Raw genomic sequence first — 22650 nt, 5'->3', positions numbered from 1 at the left:
TTTTATATATGCATCTCTGTTTTTGTTTGATATTAATTTAATACCGCTTGTTTTAAAATTAAAAAATCAAGCCTTCAAAATATTTAAATAAATTGACAAATATTTTTATATTCTGTATTATATAATTATGATATTTTATTTTGGGATTATAAATATTGAAAATAAAAGATATAGGCTTTGATGAATATTTTGAAAAATTGACGCTTGAAAGTTTAAATATTAATTCTTTGGAAGATATTAATACGGAAAAACTTGTGCCTGCAAGAGTTATAAGAATTAATAAAAGATACTATACGCTTTTTTCTGATGACGGAGAGTTTTTAGCCAGAATTAAAGGAAAAATAAGATATAATTCAGAAGTTAAAAGCGAGCTTCCTGCGGTAGGCGACTGGGTATTAATGAAGAAGTCTGATAATAATGCTTTTATTGATACTGTTCTAACTAGAAAAAATATTTTATACAGAAAAGCCAATATTAAAAAAAATGATATTCAGGCTATAGTAAGCAATATTGATTATGCTTTTATTATAGTGGGTATTGATAATGAAATGCCGATGTCGGCTATAGCAAGATATTTATCAATAGTACATACTTCTCATATAAAGCCTATAATTGCCGTAAGTAAAATTGATTTGTATAAAGATGAAGAATACAAAGAATTTCTTTCTTTAATAAAAGAAACTTATCCGAATGAAACAGCTTTTGCATACAGTTCTAGAACTGGAAAAAATACAGATACTTTTCTTAAATATATAAAAAAAAATACTTCGTCTGTATTTATAGGAGCTTCAGGAGCAGGAAAATCCACTATTATTAATTATCTTCTTAAAGATGAAAAAATGAAAACTAAAGAAGTAAGAGAATATGATTTTAAGGGAATGCATACAACAACTCATAGAGAACTTTTAGTATTAGACAGCGGCGGGGTAGTAATAGATACACCTGGTTTAAGAAATCTTGGACTTTGGGAAGATGATAAAGGCATAAAGAAAACTTTTGAAGATTTGGAAGAGTTTGCTAAAAAATGTAAGTTTAAAGACTGTACGCATCAGCATGAGCCTGACTGCCGTATATTGGAGCTGCTTGAAAATGATGAAATATCTTATGAAAGATACGATGCTTATATAACTCTTTTTAATGAAAATAGAGAATTACAGAAATCTTCTATAGAAATAAAAAAAGACAGAAAAATAGCTTTAAAAAAAATTACGAAGTATGGCAATATTTATAATAAATCGAATGCTAAAAATAAGAAATTTTAAAAGCTATAAACGGCAGTAATAAAAATTATAATCATTGATTTTATATTTTGTTAATGTATAATGAACTTCAATATTTTATATTTTCAGGATATTTATGAAAGAAATTAATAATAAAATAGGCAGTATATTAGAAAATAATTTAATATCAAATCTAATAATTATATTTTTAGGAATTATTTCTTCTTTTACTATTTCTGTTAGTATTTTTATCATATCTAATAAAGATGCTTTTATATTCAGAAATATATTTTTTTCGTATTCTAATATATTTTATTTTTTTTCTTTAAGTTTAATATTTTATATAAATAAAAATTTTAATTTAAAAAATATACTAATAATATTTTTATTATTTACTTTTATATTTATTGTTAGTTTAAGCACTGATTTTCTTACAAGTATTTTTTCTATGCACAATCCAAATATGCAAATTTATATTATTAAATATGTATTTTCTGCTTTAATATTTTTTATAATAATGGCTTTATCATATAATGGTTTTGAAGTAATTAATTCTAAAAGTATTTCAGAGTTTTTTACTTTTTTTGCAGATATATTAATATTTTCAGGTTTAATAGTTTTTTTACTTTCAGTAATATTTGTAATATTTATAGCAATAGTTATGTTTTTTATACATATAGATTATGCATATCAGGAAATTATATTAAAATTGATAATAACAGTTTGTTCTTTTATCAGCGCATTATTTCCTTTTTTGGTATATATAATTTATAAAAAAATAAAAACTAATATTTCTATATACTTATCAAGAATATTAATGCCTTTTAGTTTATTATTTATATTTATACTTTTGATTTTTCTTTTAATGCCTGATATAAGACCTTATAATAATAGAGTTGTTTTTATGCTTTATAATATTATGCTTGCAATAATTGTGTTAAATCTGCTTTTTGTAAGAGCTGATTATAAATCAGGTATATTCACAAAAGCATTATATATTGTACTTCCTATAATTACTATATTATTTGATGTATTAGTATTAACTTCCTCTTTATATAGATTAATAGAATACGGTATTAGTCCGAATAAAATAACATTAATAGGCACAAATTTAATAATGCTTGGTAATTTAATTTTTATAACTTTTTTTAATATAAAGTCAGTATTAATAGTATTTAAAAAAACTGATAATATTCCAGATATAAAAGAAATTACTATCGGAGATACAAAATCTATGCTCTATATTTATGTTTATGGTATATGGGCTTTTATAGTATGTTTTATAATGCCTCCATTAATTGTACAGTGTATTTAATGTAATACTTAAAAAAAGCATATCATAATTTTATATCAAGAACAGATGATAAACATAGCGACATAGTGCTTTTAGAATTATCTGATGAGAAAGAAAGTTATGAAATAATAAATTATCATATAATTGATAATAAGGCTAGGACTGGAAAAGAGAATAAACATAAAAAAGCTAGAATGGGAGGATGCGCATCGGATATTCCGAGTCCATCCATCATATCAATTTAGTAAACACTAAATATAACGGTAGGGAGGCTGATTTTCTGCAGTTCGCACTAGCTTTAATACAGCTGCAGTTTAATATATTTTTTATAATAAGTTAAGAAAAAATAAATAATATCAGAAAATAGTAAAAATACAAGATAATAAAGATATTCTTTGATTCTCGCCATGTGATATTTCTACTAAATCTTCAGGATACATTTGACACAGCCATTCTTTCATACATACTTTTATAGTTTCTTTTTCATCTTTTCTTAAAAAGTTATAATTAGTTTCTGCATTTTCCCAGTCTATATCTTCTTTATTTAAAGCAGGACCATAAGGTAATATTTTAAAACTAATATCTGTAATCATTGGTTCTTTAAAAAAATATCTATGATACAATTCAGCAAAAAATAATATTTTATTTGCTTTAATAGCTTTGGCTTTATTATGGTTTATATTTTTTAAATATCCGTTTATATTTAATAAATGGTATACATATGAAAAAGCATCACGTCCTTTCATCTTAATAATCCTTTAATATAAAATAGCGTATACTCTATATATAAAATAGAAATGTGTCAAGTATATTATAGTTTAGTAAAAATATTTAGCATTTTCAATAATAATTTTCAGGTTTTTTAAAAATATATTAAAAACAGGAAAATATAGATAGAATTAAAAAAATAAAAACTAGCGGGATGGATGGCCTTCTCCATCATTGTAATTTGATAAACAAAAAACGGCAGGAGAGGTTGACAAATTTTCTGCTCTTCCATTAGTTTTTATATTTATAAATAAAATATTTTTGTCAGGAAGTCAAGCGGCAGATTTGAAAAAATTAAAATAAAAAGAAAATAATTAATTAAAAAAACTCTCATAAACTAACTATTGTATAAAGACTTTTATTTTCTTTGACAAAAGCTTTTTATATATTAATCTTCCAAATAAGCTTCTGCAAAACTATGCTGTCCCATAGAGTCATACATAACTCCTTTTAATTTAGGTGATACTAATATAGGTTCATTTGAAAAGTATATTGGTATTATCGCCATATCATCTATTAATAATTCTTCGGCTTTATGCATAGTCATCATTCTATGAGAAGAGTTTGTAATTAAATTTGCTGTTTTTATTAAATCGTCGTATCTTACATTACTGTAAATACTGTTATTATTGGGAGAAGAACTTAAAAATATTGACAGAAAATTTATAGGGTCATTAAAATCCCCATTCCAGCCGCCGCTTGCAATATCGAAATTTTTGTCAAATCTATTATTAAATAAATCGGATAATTCAAGCTCCTCCAAAACCGTATTGATACCTAAATTTTCTTTCCACATTTTTTGAACAGCTTCAAATATATATTTATGATTACCGTATGTAGTTTTGAAAGTTAATGTAGGAAATCCGCTGCCGTTAGGATATCCCGCCAGCATCATAAGTTTTTTTGCCTTTTTTATATTATCTTCATATCCGCTTATGCTTATATCTATATAATCTCCTCCATTTTTTCTAAAATCTCCGAAAAAACTTGGTATGCCGTAAGGCACCAAAGCGGCTGCTGGTCTTTCTCCGTTTTTAGTTATATTTTCAACTATATGGTTTCTATCAATTACAATAGATAATGCTTTCCTTACATTTGCATCAGATAATGCACTGTTTGTAGTATTTATAAAATAGAAATATACGGCTATTCTTGGTATATTTTTTATGTATCCCGATTTCTGCAGAGAGTTTATATCTTTTATAGGAAAGTTTCTAGATAAATGCATTAATCCTTTTTTTACATTATTCAGAGAATACTGAGGATCATTTTTTAATATGAACTCTAATCTGCTTGGTATAATTTCTTTTATATTCCAATAGAATTCATTTTTTTCCATAATAATAAACTCATTTATTTTTCTTTCAACAACTTTAAAAGCTCCGTTTCCTATAAAAGTTTTCGGGCTGTCTGTCCAATTATTTTTATATGATTGTATTATATCCTCTCTTAACGGATAAAAAGTAGGGTGTGTTAATATCTCTAAAAAATATGCAGCAGGTATTTCTAAAATGATTTCCAATGTATGATTGTCTACAGCTTTTATACCTAAATATTCAGGGGCCATTTCTCCATTCATAATTTTATTGGAATTTTTTATAATATTATTCTGATATGCAAATTTACTTTCCGTATTTTTATCAAAGAGTCTTCTGAACGAATATACAAAATCATCAGCTGAGACTTTCTTGCCGTCGCTCCAATAAGCATTATCCCTAAGATAAAATGTATATACAAGTCCGTTCTCGCTTACATTCCAGCTTTTTGCGGCTGCAGGTATAATTTTACCGTTTTTATCTTTTCTTACTAATCCTTCAAATATATGATTTAAGTATATTAAATTATCTGAAGTTATATTTACGCTAGGATCCATAGTATGCGGTTCCTGGCCTATATTGATCTGTAATGAAAAATATTTATATATTTTAGGTTTTTTCATTATATCTCCGCCTTTTACGCATGATACTGCTGACAGAATGATTATAATTACTAGTATACGGTATTTGTTTAACATTGTATTTATCCAGCTATATATTATCAAAAAATATGTAATAATTGGTATATATTTTAATTTCTTAATTTAAAATATTCTATAACTTTTATTAATTTATTAGCTTCATCAAAAAGAGATTGGGAAGATGAAGCTGCCTCTTCTACTAAGGATGCATTTTTTTGTACAGAAGAATCCATATTTGTAATAGCTGAATTGACCTGTTCTATTCCTCTTTGCTGTTCCTGCGAAGCTGTATTAATTTTATCCATTATATTGGAGGCATTATCCATTTTTACAAATATGTTTCCGAATATTTCTTTTGTTTCTTTTACACTTTGAGATGCCAAATTAGTTTTTTCATTACTGTCGGATATTAAAGATGTTATGCTTTTTACAGATTCCTGAGTATTTTGAGCTAAATTTCTAACCTCGCTTGCCACAACTGCAAATCCTCTTCCCTGCTCTCCCGCTCTTGCAGCTTCAACCGAAGCGTTCAATGCAAGTATATTAGTTTGAAAAGCAATATTTTCTATAAGTTTTGTAATATCCATTATCTTAGTGCTTGCTTCATGTACATCATTCATTCTATTTACACCATCTTCAACTATAATACCAGCCTTATTTAAATATTCTTTTGCCTCTGACACCATAGAAGCTCCAAGCTCCACCCCATTTGCCGATTCTTTAATTGAGCTTGACATCTCATTCATTGATGCAGCAGTTTCCTCTAAACTGGACGCCTGCGATTCTGTTCTTACTGATAAATCGTTATTTCCTGCTAAAACCTGATTAGCTGCGGAAGATACATGCTCTGCAGAATTTTTGACTGATGAGACAACTTTATTTAAACTGCTTAATGTATTTTCCAATCCGTTTCCTATATCTCCCCATTCATCATTCATATTTAAGAATTTTCTGCTTATTTTAAAAGATATATCTCCTTCAGATATTTTTGTTATATCTCTTGCTATATATCCTATTATTTTTGTAACTTTTGCTCTTATAGTATAAGGTATCATAATAGAAGCTACTATCATAATTAATAAAGATATTATAATCATAGTATTTCTGGCTGCATTACTATACCCGAATATAGAGGAATTAGCAACCATTAATTCAAGTATCCAATACTTCCCTTCCGCCATTTCTATAGGCGTAAAAAAGTATGTGGCGTTTTCTTTATAATATTCTGTGTAATCGGTAAACGATGCTGTATTTCCTTTAGATACATTTTCAAGTACCTGATGCTCTTTATATTTAGGGTATATGCTGTATATATTTTTTGAAATATTACCTGCATTTTCATCATATAATATATTTCCGTTATGATCAAATAAAAGACCTTCCGATTTTTGAAACGGCTTTATTAATTTCATAGTTTCATTAAGCGTTTCTATTTTTATATATGCAGTTATTACAGCTATAGGTTTATTCTGATGCATTATAGGTACAGACCAAGCATACATTTTTACTAAATTATTGTTTCCTAAATTAAAACTGTATACTCCTGATAAATGCTCTTTTTGTTTTCTTATTGGCTCCGTATAATATTCCGAACTTATATCTTCGCTTGTTAATTCCCTTTCATGTATAGAGTTGTCGAAATATCTTGATATATAATAAGTCTGCCTGCCTTTATTTAAAGGATAATCATCAATATAGTTTATATCATTGCCTAATATGTCTGGTTCAAAGGCTATCATACAACCTACTGCAGTTTCAGGAAGTATATTAAAAAAAAGTTTTACGGCATCTTCGTAGTATTTTCTGTTCCGATTTCCTAAATTATACATATTTTCTAATGTATATTTAAGACCTGTTATCAGATATAAGTCTTCTTTTACAACTGTGCTTAATTGGCTTCCTTCTCCTCTTGCCGTCTCCTGTAAAATTTTATAAGATAGTTTTTGGTTTATACCCTGAACATAAATAATATTAACTATATTTGATATTAATATCATTATTAACAGCGGCAGGAGTATTGCAAGGCTGATTTTTACTTGAAGACTTAATTTTTTAAACATGAACAAAAACCCTTATTAACTGCATTTCATATATAACTTAAATATTATAAAATATAGTATAGTTAATTTAATATATATTTTCAAGCTAATAAATTATAATATTATGTATTTTATATTTAAATTGTTTATAATTAGTTTAGTTTTGTTTTTAAGTAATTTTTTAAAATATATAATAAATAATGTTAATGTTGTGCATACATTTTGAATCATTATTAAATACTGCTTCATTACTCATAATTATGCTATTTATACTTTTTTAATTATTCTATAATATCATAAACCTATTTATATTTTAGTCAAATTTTAAATTATTGACTTTAAAAGTTATTACTGTATTATTAAACTTATTATAGTTTAGGATATTAGAATGAAAAACTTATATATATTAATTATTTTAATTTCAATTTTAATTTTATCATGTTCTGATAATGAAAAAAAAGTTTTTACAATAGTTCATATTAATGATACTCATTCTAAAAATAAAGAATTTGTAAAAGTCTCAAAAGAAGACGGTTCTGCAGATGCATATGGCGGAGCTGCAAGAAGAAAAACTTTTATTGATAATATTAAAAAAGAAAATGAAAATGTTATAGTAATGCACGCAGGAGATACCATAGCTGGAAGTATATTTTCTATTGTTTATCAGGGTATGGACGAAGTTGAAATTATGAATGATATAGGAGTTCAGGTATCTTCTCTTGGAAATCATGAGTTCGATTTTGGAATAGAGCAGTTAAATAAGATTATAGCAGGCAGAAATTTTCCTACAATAGCATGCAATGTTAAAATTATAGGTACAGATGAAAATTATGTGCTTCCGTATATAGTAACAAATATTAATGCAATAAATGTTGCCGTAATAGGCGTTTTGCAAAGCGAAAAAATGAATATAATACAGGGACTTGATTATGTTTATATAGAAGATGAAATTTCTTCTTTAGAAAATCTTTTAAAAGAGACTCCTCTGAATACTACTAATGAGATTACAATTCTGCTCAGCCATGCAGGTTTTGATACCGATAAAAAAATAGCTGAAAAAATTCCGAATACTTTTAATATTATAATAGGAGGACATAGTCATACATTATTAGAAAAACCTGTAATTATAGGCAGTACAACTATAGTTCAGGCGGGAGAATACGGAGAATATATAGGCACAATCGATATGATATTTAAAAACGGAAAATATTCTCATCCTAATTATAAACTTACAAGATTAGATGAATCTGTAAAAGAAGATGAATATATACTTTCTAAAATAGATGATATGCAGATTAAAGCTGATAAAGAATTTAATGTTGAAATAGCTATGCTTCCTTATGAATTAAGCGATGAAAATATAAGAAATAAATCCGCTCCTTTAGGAAATTTTGTATCCGATATAACGGCATCATCTCAAAACGGTATTGATATAGCATTAATCAATTCAGGTTCTTTGAGAGGCTTTCTTCCAAAAGGAAAAGTTACATTGGGAAATATATATGAGTTTTTTCCTTTTGATAATTTAATAATACTTGCTACTTTAAGAGGTAAAGATTTAAAAAATATATTGGAATTATCCGCTTCAAAAAGAGGCGAGGGAGGATTTCTGCAGGTATCAAAAGACTGTATTATCAGTTATGACAGTAACGGAAAACTTTCGCAATCCTATATAAAAGGAAAACTTTTAAATGATAATGATAAATATGTGGTTGCCGCCGCAGATTATATATTTAACGGAGGCGAAAAATATATTGATGATGATGGAAAACCTTTATTTCAGTATGGAGAGAATATTATACATACAGGATTGGATATAAGAGATTTAATAATAAAAAGATTAAAAGAATATAAAAATGTTCCTGAAAGCGCTATAGACAGCTCAGAGCGTATAATATTTAAATAATTATTTTTAGTTTATAATTAAAGTAAGTATGTCTGAAAATTTTAATAAAATGTTAAGCAGAGAAAAAATAGCCAAATCCTCATTAAAAATGTCGCTTGTAACAACTGTAAGCAGAATGTTCGGGCTGGTAAGAGATCAGATACAGGCGGCATTATTAGGAACGGCATTCATAGCCGATGCTTTTGCAATAGGGTTTATGCTTCCTAATCTTTTGAGACGCTTATTTGCCGAGGGTAATATGGTTGCAAGCTTTATACCCGTATTCACCGAGCTTGAAAAAGAAAAGGGAAAGGAAGAATCAAAAAAGTTTTTTAGAGCTGTATTTACATTGCTCGGATTAATACTTATAGCTGCAGTATGCATTGGTATAGCGGCATCTCCTTTATTAGTGAGGATACTGTATAAATCTGCATACGACAATATAGAAGCTCTTAATCTTGCAAGCGACTTATCAAGGATAATGTTTCCGTATTTGTTATTCATATCTTTAGCGGCTTTAATGCAGGGGGTTCTCAATATAAGAGGATACTATTCAATATCAGCTGCAAGTCCCATACTTTTAAATACAGTAATTATATCTATGTCATTGTTTTTTTATTTCTTTTTGCCGAATTTTTTTAATAATATGTCCTATGTGTTTGCTGTTTCCGTACTTTTAGGCGGGTTTGTGCAATTTATATATCAAATGCCTTTTGTATATAGGCAGGGTTTTAGTTTTAAGCCGTATTTTAATTTTAAAGAGGCTTATGTTATAAAGATGATAAAATTATTTGCTCCCGGTATTTTGGGTGCAAGCATATATCAGATTAATTTACTTGTATCTACCGCATTTGCAGGAGCTATCGGAGAGGGCAGGGTTTCTGCTGTTACTTTTGCAACTAGGATGCATGAATTTGTTTTGGGAGTTTTTGCAGTGAGCGTGGCAACCGTAATGCTTCCATCTTTAAGCAGGCTCATAACCGATGGGAAAAAATATGAAGCCGCTGAAACTTTATCATATTCTTTAAGACTTGTGGCATTGGTTACTATTCCCGCAACTTTCGGATTTATAGTAATGGGTAAAGAAATAGTGAGAATGATATTTGAATACGGAGCTTTTTCTTCAAACTCTACTTATTTGGTATCAAGCGCTTTAAAATATTTATCTGTATCGCTTTTCTTTACGGCTAGTTATAGAATACTTGTACAGTCATTTTATGCTATGAAGGATATGAAAACTCCTGTTTATACAGCTTTTTTTGCTTTTATCATTAATGCAGTAAGTAATTATCTATGTGTATACATATTTAAATTTGATATTATAGGAATATCTATATCAAGCGTTGTTGCAAATATTACATCTTTTTGTATACTATATGTATTACTTATGAAAAGAATGGCTTTAAGCTCTATAATAAATAATAAAATAGAAGTTGTTAAAACATTAATATCCAGTATTTTTATGGCTGCGGCTGTTTACGGAATTAAATATTATTTGCTGCCTTATCAATATGATTTAAAAATATTTTTTATATTTAAAGTTTTTATAATAATAATATTAGGAGCGGTTTTTTATTCTTTAATGAATATAATATTAAGAAATGATGATTTTTTATCTTTTATTAATATGTTTACTGGAAGATTTCTAAGAAAGTTCGCAAAAAAATAATATGTATCATTCTTAATAATAATAGAAAAATATCCGATAACTTAAGTAATAATTTTTTTAATAAATAATAAGGTTTTTTTATGAGTCTGAAAAATAAGATACTTTTATTAGTTGTAATAGTTATAATTTTAGCATTATCACCAACAGTTTTTATAAATACTAAAACTAATAAGAATGCGTTATATGAATCCGCAATGAATGTTTCTCAGAATTATTTTTATGATATATACTCCGCTTTTGATAATATATTTTCTTCAACAAGCGTCGGCACAGTTTCTTTATCGGATATAGCCACAGTATCTTATGATTTATATTCAACAGGAGCTGTTACTGATGTTGCAACAAATCTTAGAAAAACCATTTATAGATTTCATAAATCGCAGACAGCTTTGCATCATATTATAGCAAACGGCATATATTTTGAACCTGATATTATAGCTGATAATACATATATGAGAGGAATTCACTCTTTATATCTTTATGATGTAGGCAATACTGGAAATATGCATCCTAAAATTGAAACCGTTCAGGATAATTATATTTCCGAAGAGTTTTATTCTTTAGCGCTTCCATACAATTGGAACAGAGAAGCTAAAAGACCTAAAAGTATTTATTATACTGCACCGTATTTAAAAAATATTGACGGACCTCAGAGAGTTATTTCTTTCTCTTCTCCCATATATTCCACTATCAATGATAATCTTATAGGGGTTGCTCTGTCAGATGTTTCTTTAGATATAGTTTATGAAATGCTTACAAATATAGTTAAAACCGGACCTTTTAATACTGTTATATTTGATTCAAGAAATGAAAAAATAGTTTATTATGATGATCCTAATTATATATTAAGTGATTTAAGTGAGATGGAATGGATTAATAATGCTGTAGAAAGTACAGCTTTCTATACTAATACAAGAATAAGAGAAAATTATCAGGTTGGAGAAAATAACTACACTTTGTTTTTTAAACAGTTTGAAATAGGTTATTATAATATATTTATGTATGTGCCTACAACTTTTTTTCACAGTGTACTTACAGCTACAAACAGAACCATATTTTTTATATTAATATTCGCTATAATTGCCATAATAATAGTATTGAATATAGCTATACCTATATCCTTAAAGCCTTTAGATAAAATATCTCAGGAATTAGAACAGGGTGTATTTAATAATAATATATTTTTAAATGTAACAAAGATTAATTCCAGAGATTCTTTAGGATATTTAAGCACTTGGATAAGAATATTCTTTGATATGGTTCAGCATGTATTTTCAAGCGTATCAAAAAATCTTAAAGTGTCAAAGGAACAAAATGAAGCTTTAAAAGATAAAATGACAGACATATCCAAAACTGCAGGAGATATGATAGAAACAGTTGGCATAATAGTGGATAATATATCATCTCAGCAAACTGAATTTAAGCATGTGGAAAGCAGTAATTTGGAAATATATAAAATTATAGCTTCAAGCTTATCCGAATTAATTTCTATTAATGATATGACAAATAATCTTCAAGGTAAAATTGACAACCAGTCTGTAAGTATAAATCAGATTAATTCGTTAACTATGGCTATGCAAAAAGATATGCAGGAGGTTTCTGTTTCTGTTGGAAAGGCTAAGGAAGAGTCTGAATATATTGTATCTTTGACGGAAGATGGTAAAGAAAAGATATTAAAAACCGAAAATATTACAAAATCATTAATAAATTCCATAAGAGGCATTACAGATTTTGTAAACTCTACTATAGACATATCTCAGCAGACTAATATGCTTGCGATGAATGCCGCTATTGAGGCTGCGCATGCAGGAGAACAGGGCAAGGGATTCGCTGTTGTTGCTGAAGAGATAAGAAAATTAGCCACCACTACAAATTTGCAGTCCGAAAAAGCATGGAAGATATTAAGAGATATAGAAAAAGAAATGAATCAAATTATGTCTATTATGACGGAGAGAATAATTTCAACTGGGGATATGCTTATAAAAATGCAGAACTTTGTTAATACTATGACTAAAGTAAAAAAAGTTGCAGATGAAAAATATGATTCTACAAAAGAAATAAGCATCTCCATAGAAAGTTTATATAATATTATTAAAGATATTAAAGAACAATATACAAATTTGCATAGCAGAATATCATTAGCTAAAGATGATTTGATAAATCTTTCCGATTTCTCTAAGAAAAATGATGAGGCTATGAAGCTTGTATCAGAGAATACTGATGATATAGTATCTAAAATTCAGGATATGGGCAAGCAGATAGGAAATGTATTTGGTCTTATAAAAGAGATAGAGCAGCTTTCTAATGTTGCAAGAGATTCTGTGGATATGCTGGGAAAAGAAATGTCGGATTATGTTATAAAAGATTTTGAAGATGTTATAAAAGAGAAAATTAAAATTATAAATGAGGGAGACAGAGCTTACAGCAGACATGTATTTGTTCAAAGTATTTATAAATTTGTCATATCTGTATTCGGAAAAGAAAAATTCCAAAAACTTTTGGAGCAAATGCCAGATGAATGCAGGAATATATTTGAAAATGCTAAGAATACAAAATTTCGAAAGAAGTATCCTTTATCTTCTTCCTGTTTTATTCCTATGACTTCAATAATGGATGAGTTTTATGACGGTGCAAGAGAAGGTATAAGAGAAAAAGCAAGATTTGATTTTAAAAAGTTTGGCGTATTCAAAAAAATATTTATAAAAATTGCTAAAAGAAATGCTTTAGCTAATATATTTGTTAATTTCAATAATAAGATGTTCAAAAATATAAATATAGAGGTGGTTAAAGCAGAGAAAAGGCGTATAATTTATCATTTGCATTATTTCCCTAATTACGACTCTATGATAGAAACCTATTATGATGAAATGATAAAAAATATATTCAGATTTAAATACCCTAATGGTTCTAAAGTTAGAATGACTAAATCAATAAGCAAAGGCTATATTTATACCGAGTATATAGTAACTTGGTAATTTAAGCTATAAAAGTTTTTATATTAACTTTTATTATTAATAGAATTATGATTATTTCCGATATTATTTAAAGATATTTTTTATTTAAAACAGGATATATTATGAATATAACTGACAAATATAATTTTAGTATGAACAATGCCGGTTTTAATAAACTTCAAAATGTAAAAAAACGCTACGGCAATGCTGAGTTTACCATAGACAGTGCAAAATATGACAAAGAATTTGAAAAAAAGCGTTTGAGGCAAGTTTCTGAAGATTTTGAAGCTTTGATGATTAATCAAATGCTTAAAGAAATGAGAAAGACAGTTGATAAAAGCGGTTTAGCAGACGGAGGAATGGCTGAGCGTATATTTGAAGATATGCTTTATGATGAGTACGCTAAAGAGTTTTCAAAAACAAAAACTTTCGGGCTTGCCGATATCATATACAATCAAATGGAAAGATATATTTAATTGTAATTCATGCATAATAGTTTAATTTTATGATTAAAATATTAAAACTTGTATTAATATCTTTTATGATGCTTTTTATGAATTATGACGGAAGTAATAATACGGATAGATATTTTATACAGTTAGGCGGATTATGTTTAATGAAAAATACCACAGGCTTTCCTTGTCCAAGCTGCGGTATGACAAGAGCATATACGGAAGCTTTTAAGCTTAATTTTAAAAAAGCATTTTATTATCATCCTTTATTTGTATTTCCTATTTTTATATTTTTACTTATAATTTTTAAGAAAAAATTTAAAATAGCGCAGTATATATACAATAATAACTATATTATAATAGGCATGCTGTTAATTTTTATAATAGTATATATAATAAGATTTATACTATTATTTCCTAATAAAGAGCCTTTTACATATAATTATAACAGTAATTTTTATATTATATTTAAAATTATTAATAATATTATTAAATAGTTTTTATATTTTTTAAGCTATTAATTATTTAAGATAGGTATTTTACAGATAGTAATTTAATATTTACTTATTTTATATAAAATAGTATAATGTTGCCATTATGAAAAAAACATTTCTTATTATTGACGCATTCGGTATACTTTACAGATACCATTTTATTTTTTTGAAAAGACCTCTTATAAACTCTAAAGGTCAGAATGTTTCATCTATTAACGGTTTTATGAGGACTTATTTTTCGCTTATCAATACCTATTCTGCAGAATATGTCGCCATAGCTTTGGACAGCTCCAGAAAAACTTTCAGAAATGAAATATATAAAGAGTATAAAGAGAATAGAGAAAGCATGCCTGATGACTTAAGAAGCCAGATTCCAATGCTTTATAATCTTATAGACGCTTTAGGAATATCAAGAATAGTGATTGATAATTATGAGGCTGACGATATTGTAGGTACTATTGCTGAGAAAAATAAAAAGGAAAATATAAAAACTATTATTTATTCTCCTGATAAAGATATGCTTCAGCTTGTATGCGATGATGTGAGAGTGATTGCAAGCAATAAAGATAATGAGCTTATGGAGTATGATATAGAAATGGTTAAAGAGAAAAGGGGAGTTTATCCAAATCAAATAATAGATTTGCTTGCATTGATGGGAGATTCTTCAGATAATATACCGGGAGTAAAAGGTGTAGGAGAAAAAACAGCTTTAAAGCTTCTTGAGGAATATAAAACTTTAGACGGTATATATGAAAATATTGATTCTATTAAAGGAAAACTTCAGGAAAAATTATTAGAATCAAAAGAAAGTGCATATATGAGCTATAAGCTTGCCACTATAGAAAGAAATATAAAAGATTTTAATTTAGATTATGGTAAGATAGCGGACAGTAAAATAAATATTGAGGAAGTTAATAAAATATTAGATGAATTAGAATTAAATCAGATTAGAGATAAAATTAATTTTTATATATACGGAACTTCCTCAAGAAAAGCGGATAAAGTAAAAATATCGGATAATTCAGATATTAAAAAAGAAGAAAGCCCGATATTAAGTGCTAAAGATAATAAAGCAGACTACTATTTAATAGAAAATGAAATAGAACTTCAGAATCTTTTAAATGATATTAAAAGCAAAAAATTGGTATGCATAGACTTTGAAACTACGGGACTTGATATATTTAAAAACTCTATTATAGGTATTTCTTTTGCAATAAAATCTAATGAAGCTTTTTATTTGGATTTAAGCGGAAGAACGGATATGAATAAAGAAAAGTGCTTAAATTATGTATTTGATATATTGTCTGAAGAAGATATAAAAATTATAGGTCATAATCTTAAATATGAATATAAGATGGCTAGGGCTGTTAATAAAAGTTTCGGAAATATATATTTTGACACTATGGTTGCCGCATATCTGATTAATCCCACAAGAGGAAGATATAATATGGACGATTTAGCTATAGCTTATCTTTCATACAATACTATCAAGTACAGCGATATAACCGATAATTCTAAAAAAACTTTATTAGATGTGCCTTTAAAAGATGTTGCGGAATATGCATGCGAAGATGCAGATATAACATTCAGATTTTATGAATACTTTGCGCCTTTATTAAAAACTCATAATCTTGAAGAATTATTTTTTAATATAGAAATGCCTTTAGTAAGCGTTCTTGCAGATATGGAGTTTGACGGAGTATATATAAGCGGAGAAAAAATGAAGTCATTATCCGATGAATATTCTTCTCTTTTAGAAAAAATTAAATTAAAAATATATTCGGAAGCTGGGGAGGAGTTTAATCTTCAGTCTCCGAAGCAGCTTGAATATATTTTATTTGAAAAGAAAGGAATACCTCCTACTAAAAAAACTAAAACAGGATTTTCTACCGATGAGGAAGTATTAACCGAATTGTCGCAGAATTATAAAATAGCAGAGTATATGCTTAAATACAGAAAATATTCAAAGTTAAAAAATACTTATCTTGATGTGTTTCCTTCTTTAATAAATGAAAAAACAGGAAGGATACATGCATCTTTTAATCAGACTGTAACAGCGACAGGGCGTTTATCATCATCTGAGCCTAATTTGCAGAATATACCTGTAAGGGGAGAAGAAGGTAGAGACATAAGAAATACATTTATAGCGGAAAAAGGAAATTTGCTTATAGCCGCAGACTACTCTCAGATAGAATTAAGATTATTAGCTCATTTCAGCAATGATCCAATATTGTCGGATGCATTTAAAAATAATGACGATATTCACAGAAAAACGGCAATGAAAATATATTCAGTAAGCAAAGATCATGTAACTGCTTCAATGAGAAATATTGCAAAAATAATAAATTTTTCTATTATTTACGGTAAAACGGCATTCGGATTGTCAAAAGAATTAGGAATAAAAAGAAAAGAGGCTGAGGATTTTATAAAAGGATATTTTTCAACTTATGCAAAGGTAAAACCGTTTTGCGAAGAAGTTGTTGAGGAAGTGAGAAGCAAAGGATATGTACAGACTATGCTTGGAAGAATTAGGGATTTGTCAAAAACTATAAATTCTTCCAATGCTATGGCTAGAAATGAAGCCGAGAGAATGGCTTTAAATACTCTTATTCAGGGAAGCGCAGCCGATATGATAAAAGTAGCTATGGTTGCCATACATAAAGAGTTTAAAAATCATTTCAAAACTGCTAAAATAGTTATGCAGGTTCATGATGAATTGGTAGTTGAAGTATCCGAAGAAGAAGCTGATAGGGCTATGATAATAATGAAGGAGATAATGGAGCATTCTGTAAAAACCAATGTCCCTATAACCGTTGATATACATAAAGGCGGAAGCTGGGGAGAAGTTCATTAAAGAAGTTTAATATGATTTTATAAAGCCTTCTGTTTTTTCAAAAAGCTCTATATATTTTTTTATTCCTTTTGCCGACGCTTTTACCATTTTAAGTCTTGTTTCTTTGGTGTTCATAAACTTAGCATCATCAGTATTTGTAATAAATCCTATCTCTATTAAAACGGAAGGCATAACTGCACCTTTTAAAACATAAAATAAAGCGTTTTGTACAGGATGCGTCCTTCTTGCAACGCCTGAAACTTTAAGCACTTCTTCGGTAATGAATTCTGCTAATAATTTGCTTTCTTTTATGTACTGTTCCACCAGCATATAATTATGTGTTATCTGAGATGAGCTGTTTTCATATTTTGAAGTATCTATATTATCAAATTTTACCAAAGCTTCATTTTCAAGCATTGATACTGCTCTTGCATATTCGCTTGATTCCTGAGCGCTTACAAAATAAGCCTCAAATCCTTTAGCATTTGGACTGAATGATGCATTTGCATGCACGCTTATGAACAAAGCATTTTCAGCTTTATCTGTATTTATTTTTGCGGTTTTATTTGCTATTTCAAAACGCTCTTCAAGAGTAGGATATATGTCTCCTGTTCTTGTAAGCACAACTTTTATATTAGGCATCAACTCTTCCAGCTCTTTTTTTAATTCTAATGAAAAATTAAGCACTATGTTTTTTTCAAATAATTTATTTACTCCTACAGCTCCCGGATCTTTTCCTCCATGTCCGGGATCTATTATTATAACAGATATGGTTTTTTCACCAAATTTATTTACGGCAGGATTAAAAGCATTTTTTAAGTCTTCTATTTTTATATTTAAATTATCAAGATTTACTTTATCATTATTCTGGCCATATAAAAAATAAGTATTAAACAGAAGTAATACCAAAGTAATGAAAAATAACTTTATTCTTCGCTTTCTTCTATTTCCTGCAAGTAACCGCAATCTTCCTTGATGCAAACCTTAAATAATCCTTTGTTTTTAATATTCTTTTCAATCATAAGCCCCCCGCATTTAGGACAAGGCTCTTGAATAGGTTTATCCCAGCTTACAAAATCGCATTTAGGATAATTGGAACATCCGTAAAACTCCCTTCCTCTTTTTGAGCGCTTTAAAGTGATGTCGCCTCCGCATTTAGGACAAATCCCGAAAGATATTCCTTTAGTATTTTTGCATTCAGGAAATCCTGAACAGGCAATAAAATAACCGTATCTTCCAAGACGCTTAATCATCTTTTTGCCGCATTTCTCGCATATAAAATCCGTTTCTTCATTGAAAAAATCTTTCATGTTGTTGATATTTTCAGCAGCCGTTTTCAATGTATCCAAAAAATGAGGGTAGAATTCTTTTAATATATTATTCCATTCTATATTATCGTCTTCTATTTTATCAAGTTTACCCTCCATGTCGGCTGTAAAGTTAATATTAACCAATTCTGGAAAATTTTCGCTTATAAGTTCATTAACAAGTTTTCCTAATTCTGTAGGAACTAACTGCTTGCCTTTTCTCTGCACATAATGCCTTGATATGATTGTTTTAATAATAGGGGCATAAGTGGAAGGTCTTCCTATTCCCGATTCTTCCAGTATTTTAACCAGTGATGCATCAGTATATCTTGGGGGAGGCGTTGTGAAATGCTGCTGAGGATTATTTTCTATAAACTCGCAGACATCATCTTTTGATAAATTAGGCATTTTTGATGCTTTTTCTTTAGCTTCTTTATCTATTGTAAGAACTTTCATAAATCCGTCGAATTCTATTTTTGACGAGGATAATGAAAACTCGCAGTCTCCTGCAGTTATTACGGCTCTTGTATTTTTCATTTTTGCGGGAAGCATCTGAGACGATACAAATCTCTCCCATATAAGCTTATATAATTTATATTGATCCGTTTTTAAATATTCTTTAATATTATCAGGGATTAAAAATACATTAGTAGGTCTTATAGCTTCATGGGCGTCCTGAGCATTCTTTTTTACAGAATATACTGGAGGCTCCGAAGGAAGATAATTTTCTCCGTATTCCCTGCCTATAAACTCTCTCGCTTGTTCCTGTGCGGCTGCTGATATTCTCACGCTGTCGGTACGCATATAGGTTATTAATCCCGTTGCCTCTCCTGCTATATCAACGCCTTCATATAAAGACTGAGCCACCTGCATAGTTTTTGAAGCACTGTATCCGAGTACGCTGCTTGCCGCCTGCTGCAGTTTACTTGTGGTGTATGGAGCTGTAGGATTTCTTAATCTGTCTTTTATCTCTATTGCTGAAACAATATAGGTTTTATCTTTAAGATGCTCCATTATATCTTCAACATCATGCTTTGTTTTTAAATCTGGTTTTTCTCCTTTATATTTCTGCAAATCAGCTGAAAACTCTTTATTTTTATGCTTTAAGAATACTCCGAAAGTCCAATATTCAGAAGAAACAAAAGTCTCAATTTCGCCTTCTCTATTGCATATTATAAGAAGTGCAACATTTTGCACTCTTCCTGCGGAAAGCCCTCTTTTAATTTTCTCCCAAAGCAGAGGACTTAAATTGTATCCGATAAGTCTGTCTAATACCCTTCTAGCCTTTTGTGCATTTACTTTTGAAATATCTATATCTCTTGGCTCTTCAATAGCTTCCTTAAGTGCATCTTTAGTTATCTCATGAAAGACTATTCTTTTTATAGGCACAGCAGAGTTTATGCCTCTGATTTTATTTCCTATATGCCAAGCTATGCTTTCTCCCTCTCTGTCATCGTCAGCGGCTAATAAAACTTCTTCCGCTTTTTTTGCCTCTTTTTTTAAATCATTTAATATTTTAGCTCTTCCTCTTATAGTTATATATTCAGGTTCGAAGCCGTTGTTTACATCTATGGCAAGCCTGCTTCTGGGCAAATCTATTAAATGTCCCATTGAAGACATTACAAGATAATCGGGTCCTAAATATCTGTTAATTGTTTTTGCTTTTGCAGGAGATTCCACTATAACAAGTTTTTTCTTTTTAGAATATTTTTTAGTATTTTTTTCCCGCTTTTTTTTTACTTTTTCTTCTGCCGCATTAGACATTATTAAATCTCCTTTTGTAGATAATCCTGATAGTTATATATTACTTTTCCGCCATATAATATTTTCCAGATAACTGCTTTATTATTCCTTTTATTTCCAACTGCATAAGTATAGAAGTTACGGTTTGTACTTTTATATTGCTTTCATCTATGACATCATCTATATGTATTTTATCTTTATTTTTTATAATATTATAAAGTACGGCTTCATCTTCCTTCAGATTGTTAATAAGATTATTATCAATATTTTTTTCTTTTCTACCTGATTTATTGTTTTTTATTTCAGATTTATTTTTTATTTTTTTATCTGTATATTTTTTTTCTTTATTTATTATTTTTGATTTTATATCTCCGCCTTCAAAGTATTTTAATTTCATTTTTACATATTCGTCATCATTTGAAAATATAGAATCAAAATCCTCCAGTATGTCTATGATATTATAAGCTATTTTTGCGCCGTCTTTATATAACTTATGATTGCCGAAATAACATCTTTTTTTTTCATCATAAGGTGCTATATAAACATCTCTTCCCTGATTAAGCGCATAATTAACGGTAATTAAAGCTCCTGACTTGCTTGCAGCTTCCACCATAACAACTGCATAAGAAAGTCCCGATATTATTCTGTTTCTTCTTGGGAAGTTTATTCTGTCAGGCTTTCTTCCTGCTTCAAACTCGCTTACTATTATTCCTTTTTCTATTAATTTATTATATATCTGCAAATTCTCAGAAGGATAAACATGATCTATACCGCTTCCCAAAACGGCTGCTGTATTTACATGCGATGACATAGCGCCAAGATGCACTTCTCTGTCTACTCCTTTCGCCATTCCTGATACAACTGTTATATTTAAAGATGATAATTTACTGGCAAGCTCAAAAGAATATTTTCGACTTTCATAGGTAGGTTCTCTTGTACCTACTATCGCAACCGCATTTCTTCTTAACTTTTTTAAATCTCCTTTATAATACAGTATATACGGAGGATTATCTATTTGCTTTAAGTTAAAAGGATAGTCTTCATCAAATAAACTTAATATTCCTATTTCATAATTATTTGATTTTTCAATTATACTTTCCGCTTTATCTAATATATCATTTTTGCTGAAATTTCCTATTTGAGATTTGAATTTTTTTTCTAATAGTTTTTTTATATTATCTTCTTTATCTTCAAAAATATTTTCTACAGATTCATAGTGACTGATAAGTTCAGATATTCTCTTATCTCCCACTTTATCAATTTGATTTAGGGCTATCAAATATTTTTTTATATCATTAATACCGCTCAATTCTGCCTTCCTATAATTTGATTAATATTATTTAATGCTGTTTGCTTTATATTATTTTCATCAGTTATATTTATTATTTTTCTGTATGCCGCTATAGCTTCATTATAATTTCCTCTGCTGTATTGTATTCTGGCTAATATAAATAAATAATCTGTATTATTCGGACTTATCTCCACAGCTTTTTTTATATTTTCAAATGCAGTATCATAATCTTCCTGCCTTATGCCTTTTAATGATGCCAAAGCTGCATAGTAATTTGCATTATTAGGATCTTTGATTATCGCAAACGATATATTGCTTTCTGCTCTATAAATAAAATTAGTCGTCTTAGCGTATGTATCTGCGCTTTCAGCCAAATTAGCATAGGATATTCCAAGTCCGTATCTTAAATAAGGGCTGTTCGGCAGTATCTTTAATGCTTCAGAGAAATATTTAGCTGAATATGCATACTGCTCTTTTATCAAACTTCTTTCTCCTAATATTCTGTAAACTGAGGCTAATCTGTCCTGAGCATATATTTTCTGATTTATAATATCATTGTATACTGATGTTATTTCAAGGAGAGATTTATCATCTTCTTCATTTTTTCCTTTTTCATATAAATTATAAGCTCTGTTTAAATTAAACCTGTTTACAAATACCTGTCTGCTGCATGAAACCGCAGATATAAAAAAAAGTATTAATACGCAATATTTAAAAATATCTCTCATCAGCTTTTCCTTATAA

16 protein-coding genes are annotated in these 22650 nt (G+C 28.5%); 9 read left to right on the top strand and 7 right to left on the bottom strand.

The window, feature by feature from the left end; translation table 11 throughout:
• Positions 1-155 precede the first annotated feature (155 nt).
• From rsgA to QZ306_RS04875, 3 genes are all read left to right on the top strand, one after another.
• Positions 156-1262 (top strand): ribosome small subunit-dependent GTPase A, encoded by a 1107-nt coding sequence (gene rsgA / locus QZ306_RS04885; protein WP_295161742.1) that lies wholly within the window; start codon positions 156-158, stop codon positions 1260-1262.
• 94 nt (positions 1263-1356) lie between these two features.
• Positions 1357-2535, top strand: a complete 1179-nt coding sequence (locus QZ306_RS04880) for a hypothetical protein (protein ID WP_295161740.1) — start codon at positions 1357-1359, stop codon at positions 2533-2535.
• A 65-nt stretch (positions 2536-2600) separates the two neighbouring features.
• A complete protein-coding gene (locus QZ306_RS04875; RefSeq protein ID WP_295161738.1) occupies positions 2601-2759 on the top strand; it encodes a hypothetical protein in 159 nt (52 codons plus the stop codon).
• Between the two features lie 111 nt (positions 2760-2870).
• Here the strand turns inward: QZ306_RS04875 and QZ306_RS04870 are convergent, their stop codons facing one another.
• The 3 genes from QZ306_RS04870 to QZ306_RS04860 all read right to left on the bottom strand — a co-directional run bounded on the left by QZ306_RS04870 (position 2871) and on the right by QZ306_RS04860 (position 7299).
• Positions 2871-3260, bottom strand: a complete 390-nt coding sequence (locus QZ306_RS04870) for a hypothetical protein (RefSeq protein ID WP_295161736.1) — start codon at positions 3258-3260, stop codon at positions 2871-2873.
• Between the two features lie 410 nt (positions 3261-3670).
• Complete coding sequence (locus QZ306_RS04865) at positions 3671-5221, bottom strand: peptide ABC transporter substrate-binding protein (protein WP_295161734.1); 1551 nt, start codon at positions 5219-5221, stop codon at positions 3671-3673.
• Between the two features lie 128 nt (positions 5222-5349).
• Entirely contained in the window at positions 5350-7299 is a 1950-nt protein-coding gene (locus QZ306_RS04860; protein WP_295161732.1) for a methyl-accepting chemotaxis protein, read from the bottom strand.
• A 367-nt stretch (positions 7300-7666) separates the two neighbouring features.
• Here QZ306_RS04860 and QZ306_RS04855 point away from each other — a divergent pair, with 367 nt between their 5' ends.
• The 6 genes from QZ306_RS04855 (at position 7667) to polA (ending at position 17586) form a co-directional block, all read left to right on the top strand.
• Positions 7667-9184 carry a bifunctional UDP-sugar hydrolase/5'-nucleotidase gene (locus QZ306_RS04855; protein ID WP_295161730.1) on the top strand — a complete coding sequence of 506 codons (1518 nt, stop codon included), beginning with the start codon at positions 7667-7669 and terminating at the stop codon, positions 9182-9184.
• A 28-nt stretch (positions 9185-9212) separates the two neighbouring features.
• A complete protein-coding gene (gene murJ, locus QZ306_RS04850) occupies positions 9213-10832 on the top strand; it encodes a murein biosynthesis integral membrane protein MurJ (RefSeq protein WP_295161729.1) in 1620 nt (539 codons plus the stop codon).
• A gap of 80 nt (positions 10833-10912) precedes the next feature.
• Positions 10913-13807, top strand: coding sequence for a methyl-accepting chemotaxis protein (locus QZ306_RS04845; RefSeq protein WP_295161727.1), 2895 nt, complete (start codon positions 10913-10915; stop codon positions 13805-13807).
• A gap of 101 nt (positions 13808-13908) precedes the next feature.
• The gene (locus QZ306_RS04840; protein WP_295161725.1) at positions 13909-14262 is read left to right on the top strand and encodes a rod-binding protein; all 354 of its coding nucleotides are present in this window, start codon (positions 13909-13911) and stop codon (positions 14260-14262) included.
• Positions 14263-14291: 29 nt separating this feature from the next.
• Complete coding sequence (locus QZ306_RS04835; RefSeq protein ID WP_295161723.1) at positions 14292-14735, top strand: DUF2752 domain-containing protein; 444 nt, start codon at positions 14292-14294, stop codon at positions 14733-14735.
• 100 nt (positions 14736-14835) lie between these two features.
• A complete protein-coding gene (polA, locus tag QZ306_RS04830) occupies positions 14836-17586 on the top strand; it encodes a DNA polymerase I (protein WP_295161721.1) in 2751 nt (916 codons plus the stop codon).
• A 6-nt stretch (positions 17587-17592) separates the two neighbouring features.
• On the opposite strand, the gene QZ306_RS04825 is transcribed toward polA, so the two are convergent.
• Genes QZ306_RS04825 through QZ306_RS04810 form a run of 4 tightly spaced genes read right to left on the bottom strand, consistent with a single transcriptional unit; the run spans position 17593 to position 22634 of the window.
• Complete coding sequence (locus QZ306_RS04825) at positions 17593-18546, bottom strand: N-acetylmuramoyl-L-alanine amidase (RefSeq protein WP_295161719.1); 954 nt, start codon at positions 18544-18546, stop codon at positions 17593-17595.
• Entirely contained in the window at positions 18492-20636 is a 2145-nt protein-coding gene (gene topA, locus QZ306_RS04820; protein WP_295161717.1) for a type I DNA topoisomerase, read from the bottom strand. The genes QZ306_RS04825 and topA overlap by 55 nt, the downstream gene beginning before the upstream one ends.
• Before the next feature lie 40 nt (positions 20637-20676).
• Positions 20677-21924, bottom strand: coding sequence for a DNA-processing protein DprA (dprA, locus tag QZ306_RS04815; RefSeq protein WP_295161715.1), 1248 nt, complete (start codon positions 21922-21924; stop codon positions 20677-20679).
• The gene (locus tag QZ306_RS04810) at positions 21921-22634 is read right to left on the bottom strand and encodes a tetratricopeptide repeat protein (protein WP_295161713.1); all 714 of its coding nucleotides are present in this window, start codon (positions 22632-22634) and stop codon (positions 21921-21923) included. Before QZ306_RS04810 ends, dprA begins: the two co-directional genes overlap by 4 nt.
• Positions 22635-22650: the final 16 nt, after the last annotated feature.

This window comes from uncultured Brachyspira sp. (assembly GCF_910588665.1).
Classification (GTDB): Bacteria; Spirochaetota; Brachyspiria; order Brachyspirales; family Brachyspiraceae; genus Brachyspira.
The sequence above is the reverse complement of the archived record's forward strand: the minus strand, read 5'-3'. Positions and strand labels throughout refer to the sequence as shown.

Excerpts from the sequence above, each read along its gene's own strand:
- QZ306_RS04880 (WP_295161740.1), top strand. The coding sequence starts at position 1,357 with ATGAAAGAAATTAATAATAAAATAGGCAGTATATTAGAAAATAATTTA.
- QZ306_RS04870 (WP_295161736.1), bottom strand. The coding sequence starts at position 3,260 with ATGAAAGGACGTGATGCTTTTTCATATGTATACCATTTATTAAATATA.
- QZ306_RS04865 (WP_295161734.1), bottom strand. The coding sequence starts at position 5,221 with ATGAAAAAACCTAAAATATATAAATATTTTTCATTACAGATCAATATA.
- QZ306_RS04860 (WP_295161732.1), bottom strand. The coding sequence starts at position 7,299 with ATGTTTAAAAAATTAAGTCTTCAAGTAAAAATCAGCCTTGCAATACTC.
- QZ306_RS04855 (WP_295161730.1), top strand. The coding sequence starts at position 7,667 with ATGAAAAACTTATATATATTAATTATTTTAATTTCAATTTTAATTTTA.
- murJ (WP_295161729.1), top strand. The coding sequence starts at position 9,213 with ATGTCTGAAAATTTTAATAAAATGTTAAGCAGAGAAAAAATAGCCAAA.
- QZ306_RS04845 (WP_295161727.1), top strand. The coding sequence starts at position 10,913 with ATGAGTCTGAAAAATAAGATACTTTTATTAGTTGTAATAGTTATAATT.
- QZ306_RS04840 (WP_295161725.1), top strand. The coding sequence starts at position 13,909 with ATGAATATAACTGACAAATATAATTTTAGTATGAACAATGCCGGTTTT.
- QZ306_RS04835 (WP_295161723.1), top strand. The coding sequence starts at position 14,292 with ATGATTAAAATATTAAAACTTGTATTAATATCTTTTATGATGCTTTTT.
- polA (WP_295161721.1), top strand. The coding sequence starts at position 14,836 with ATGAAAAAAACATTTCTTATTATTGACGCATTCGGTATACTTTACAGA.
- topA (WP_295161717.1), bottom strand. The coding sequence starts at position 20,636 with ATGTCTAATGCGGCAGAAGAAAAAGTAAAAAAAAAGCGGGAAAAAAAT.
- QZ306_RS04810 (WP_295161713.1), bottom strand. The coding sequence starts at position 22,634 with ATGAGAGATATTTTTAAATATTGCGTATTAATACTTTTTTTTATATCT.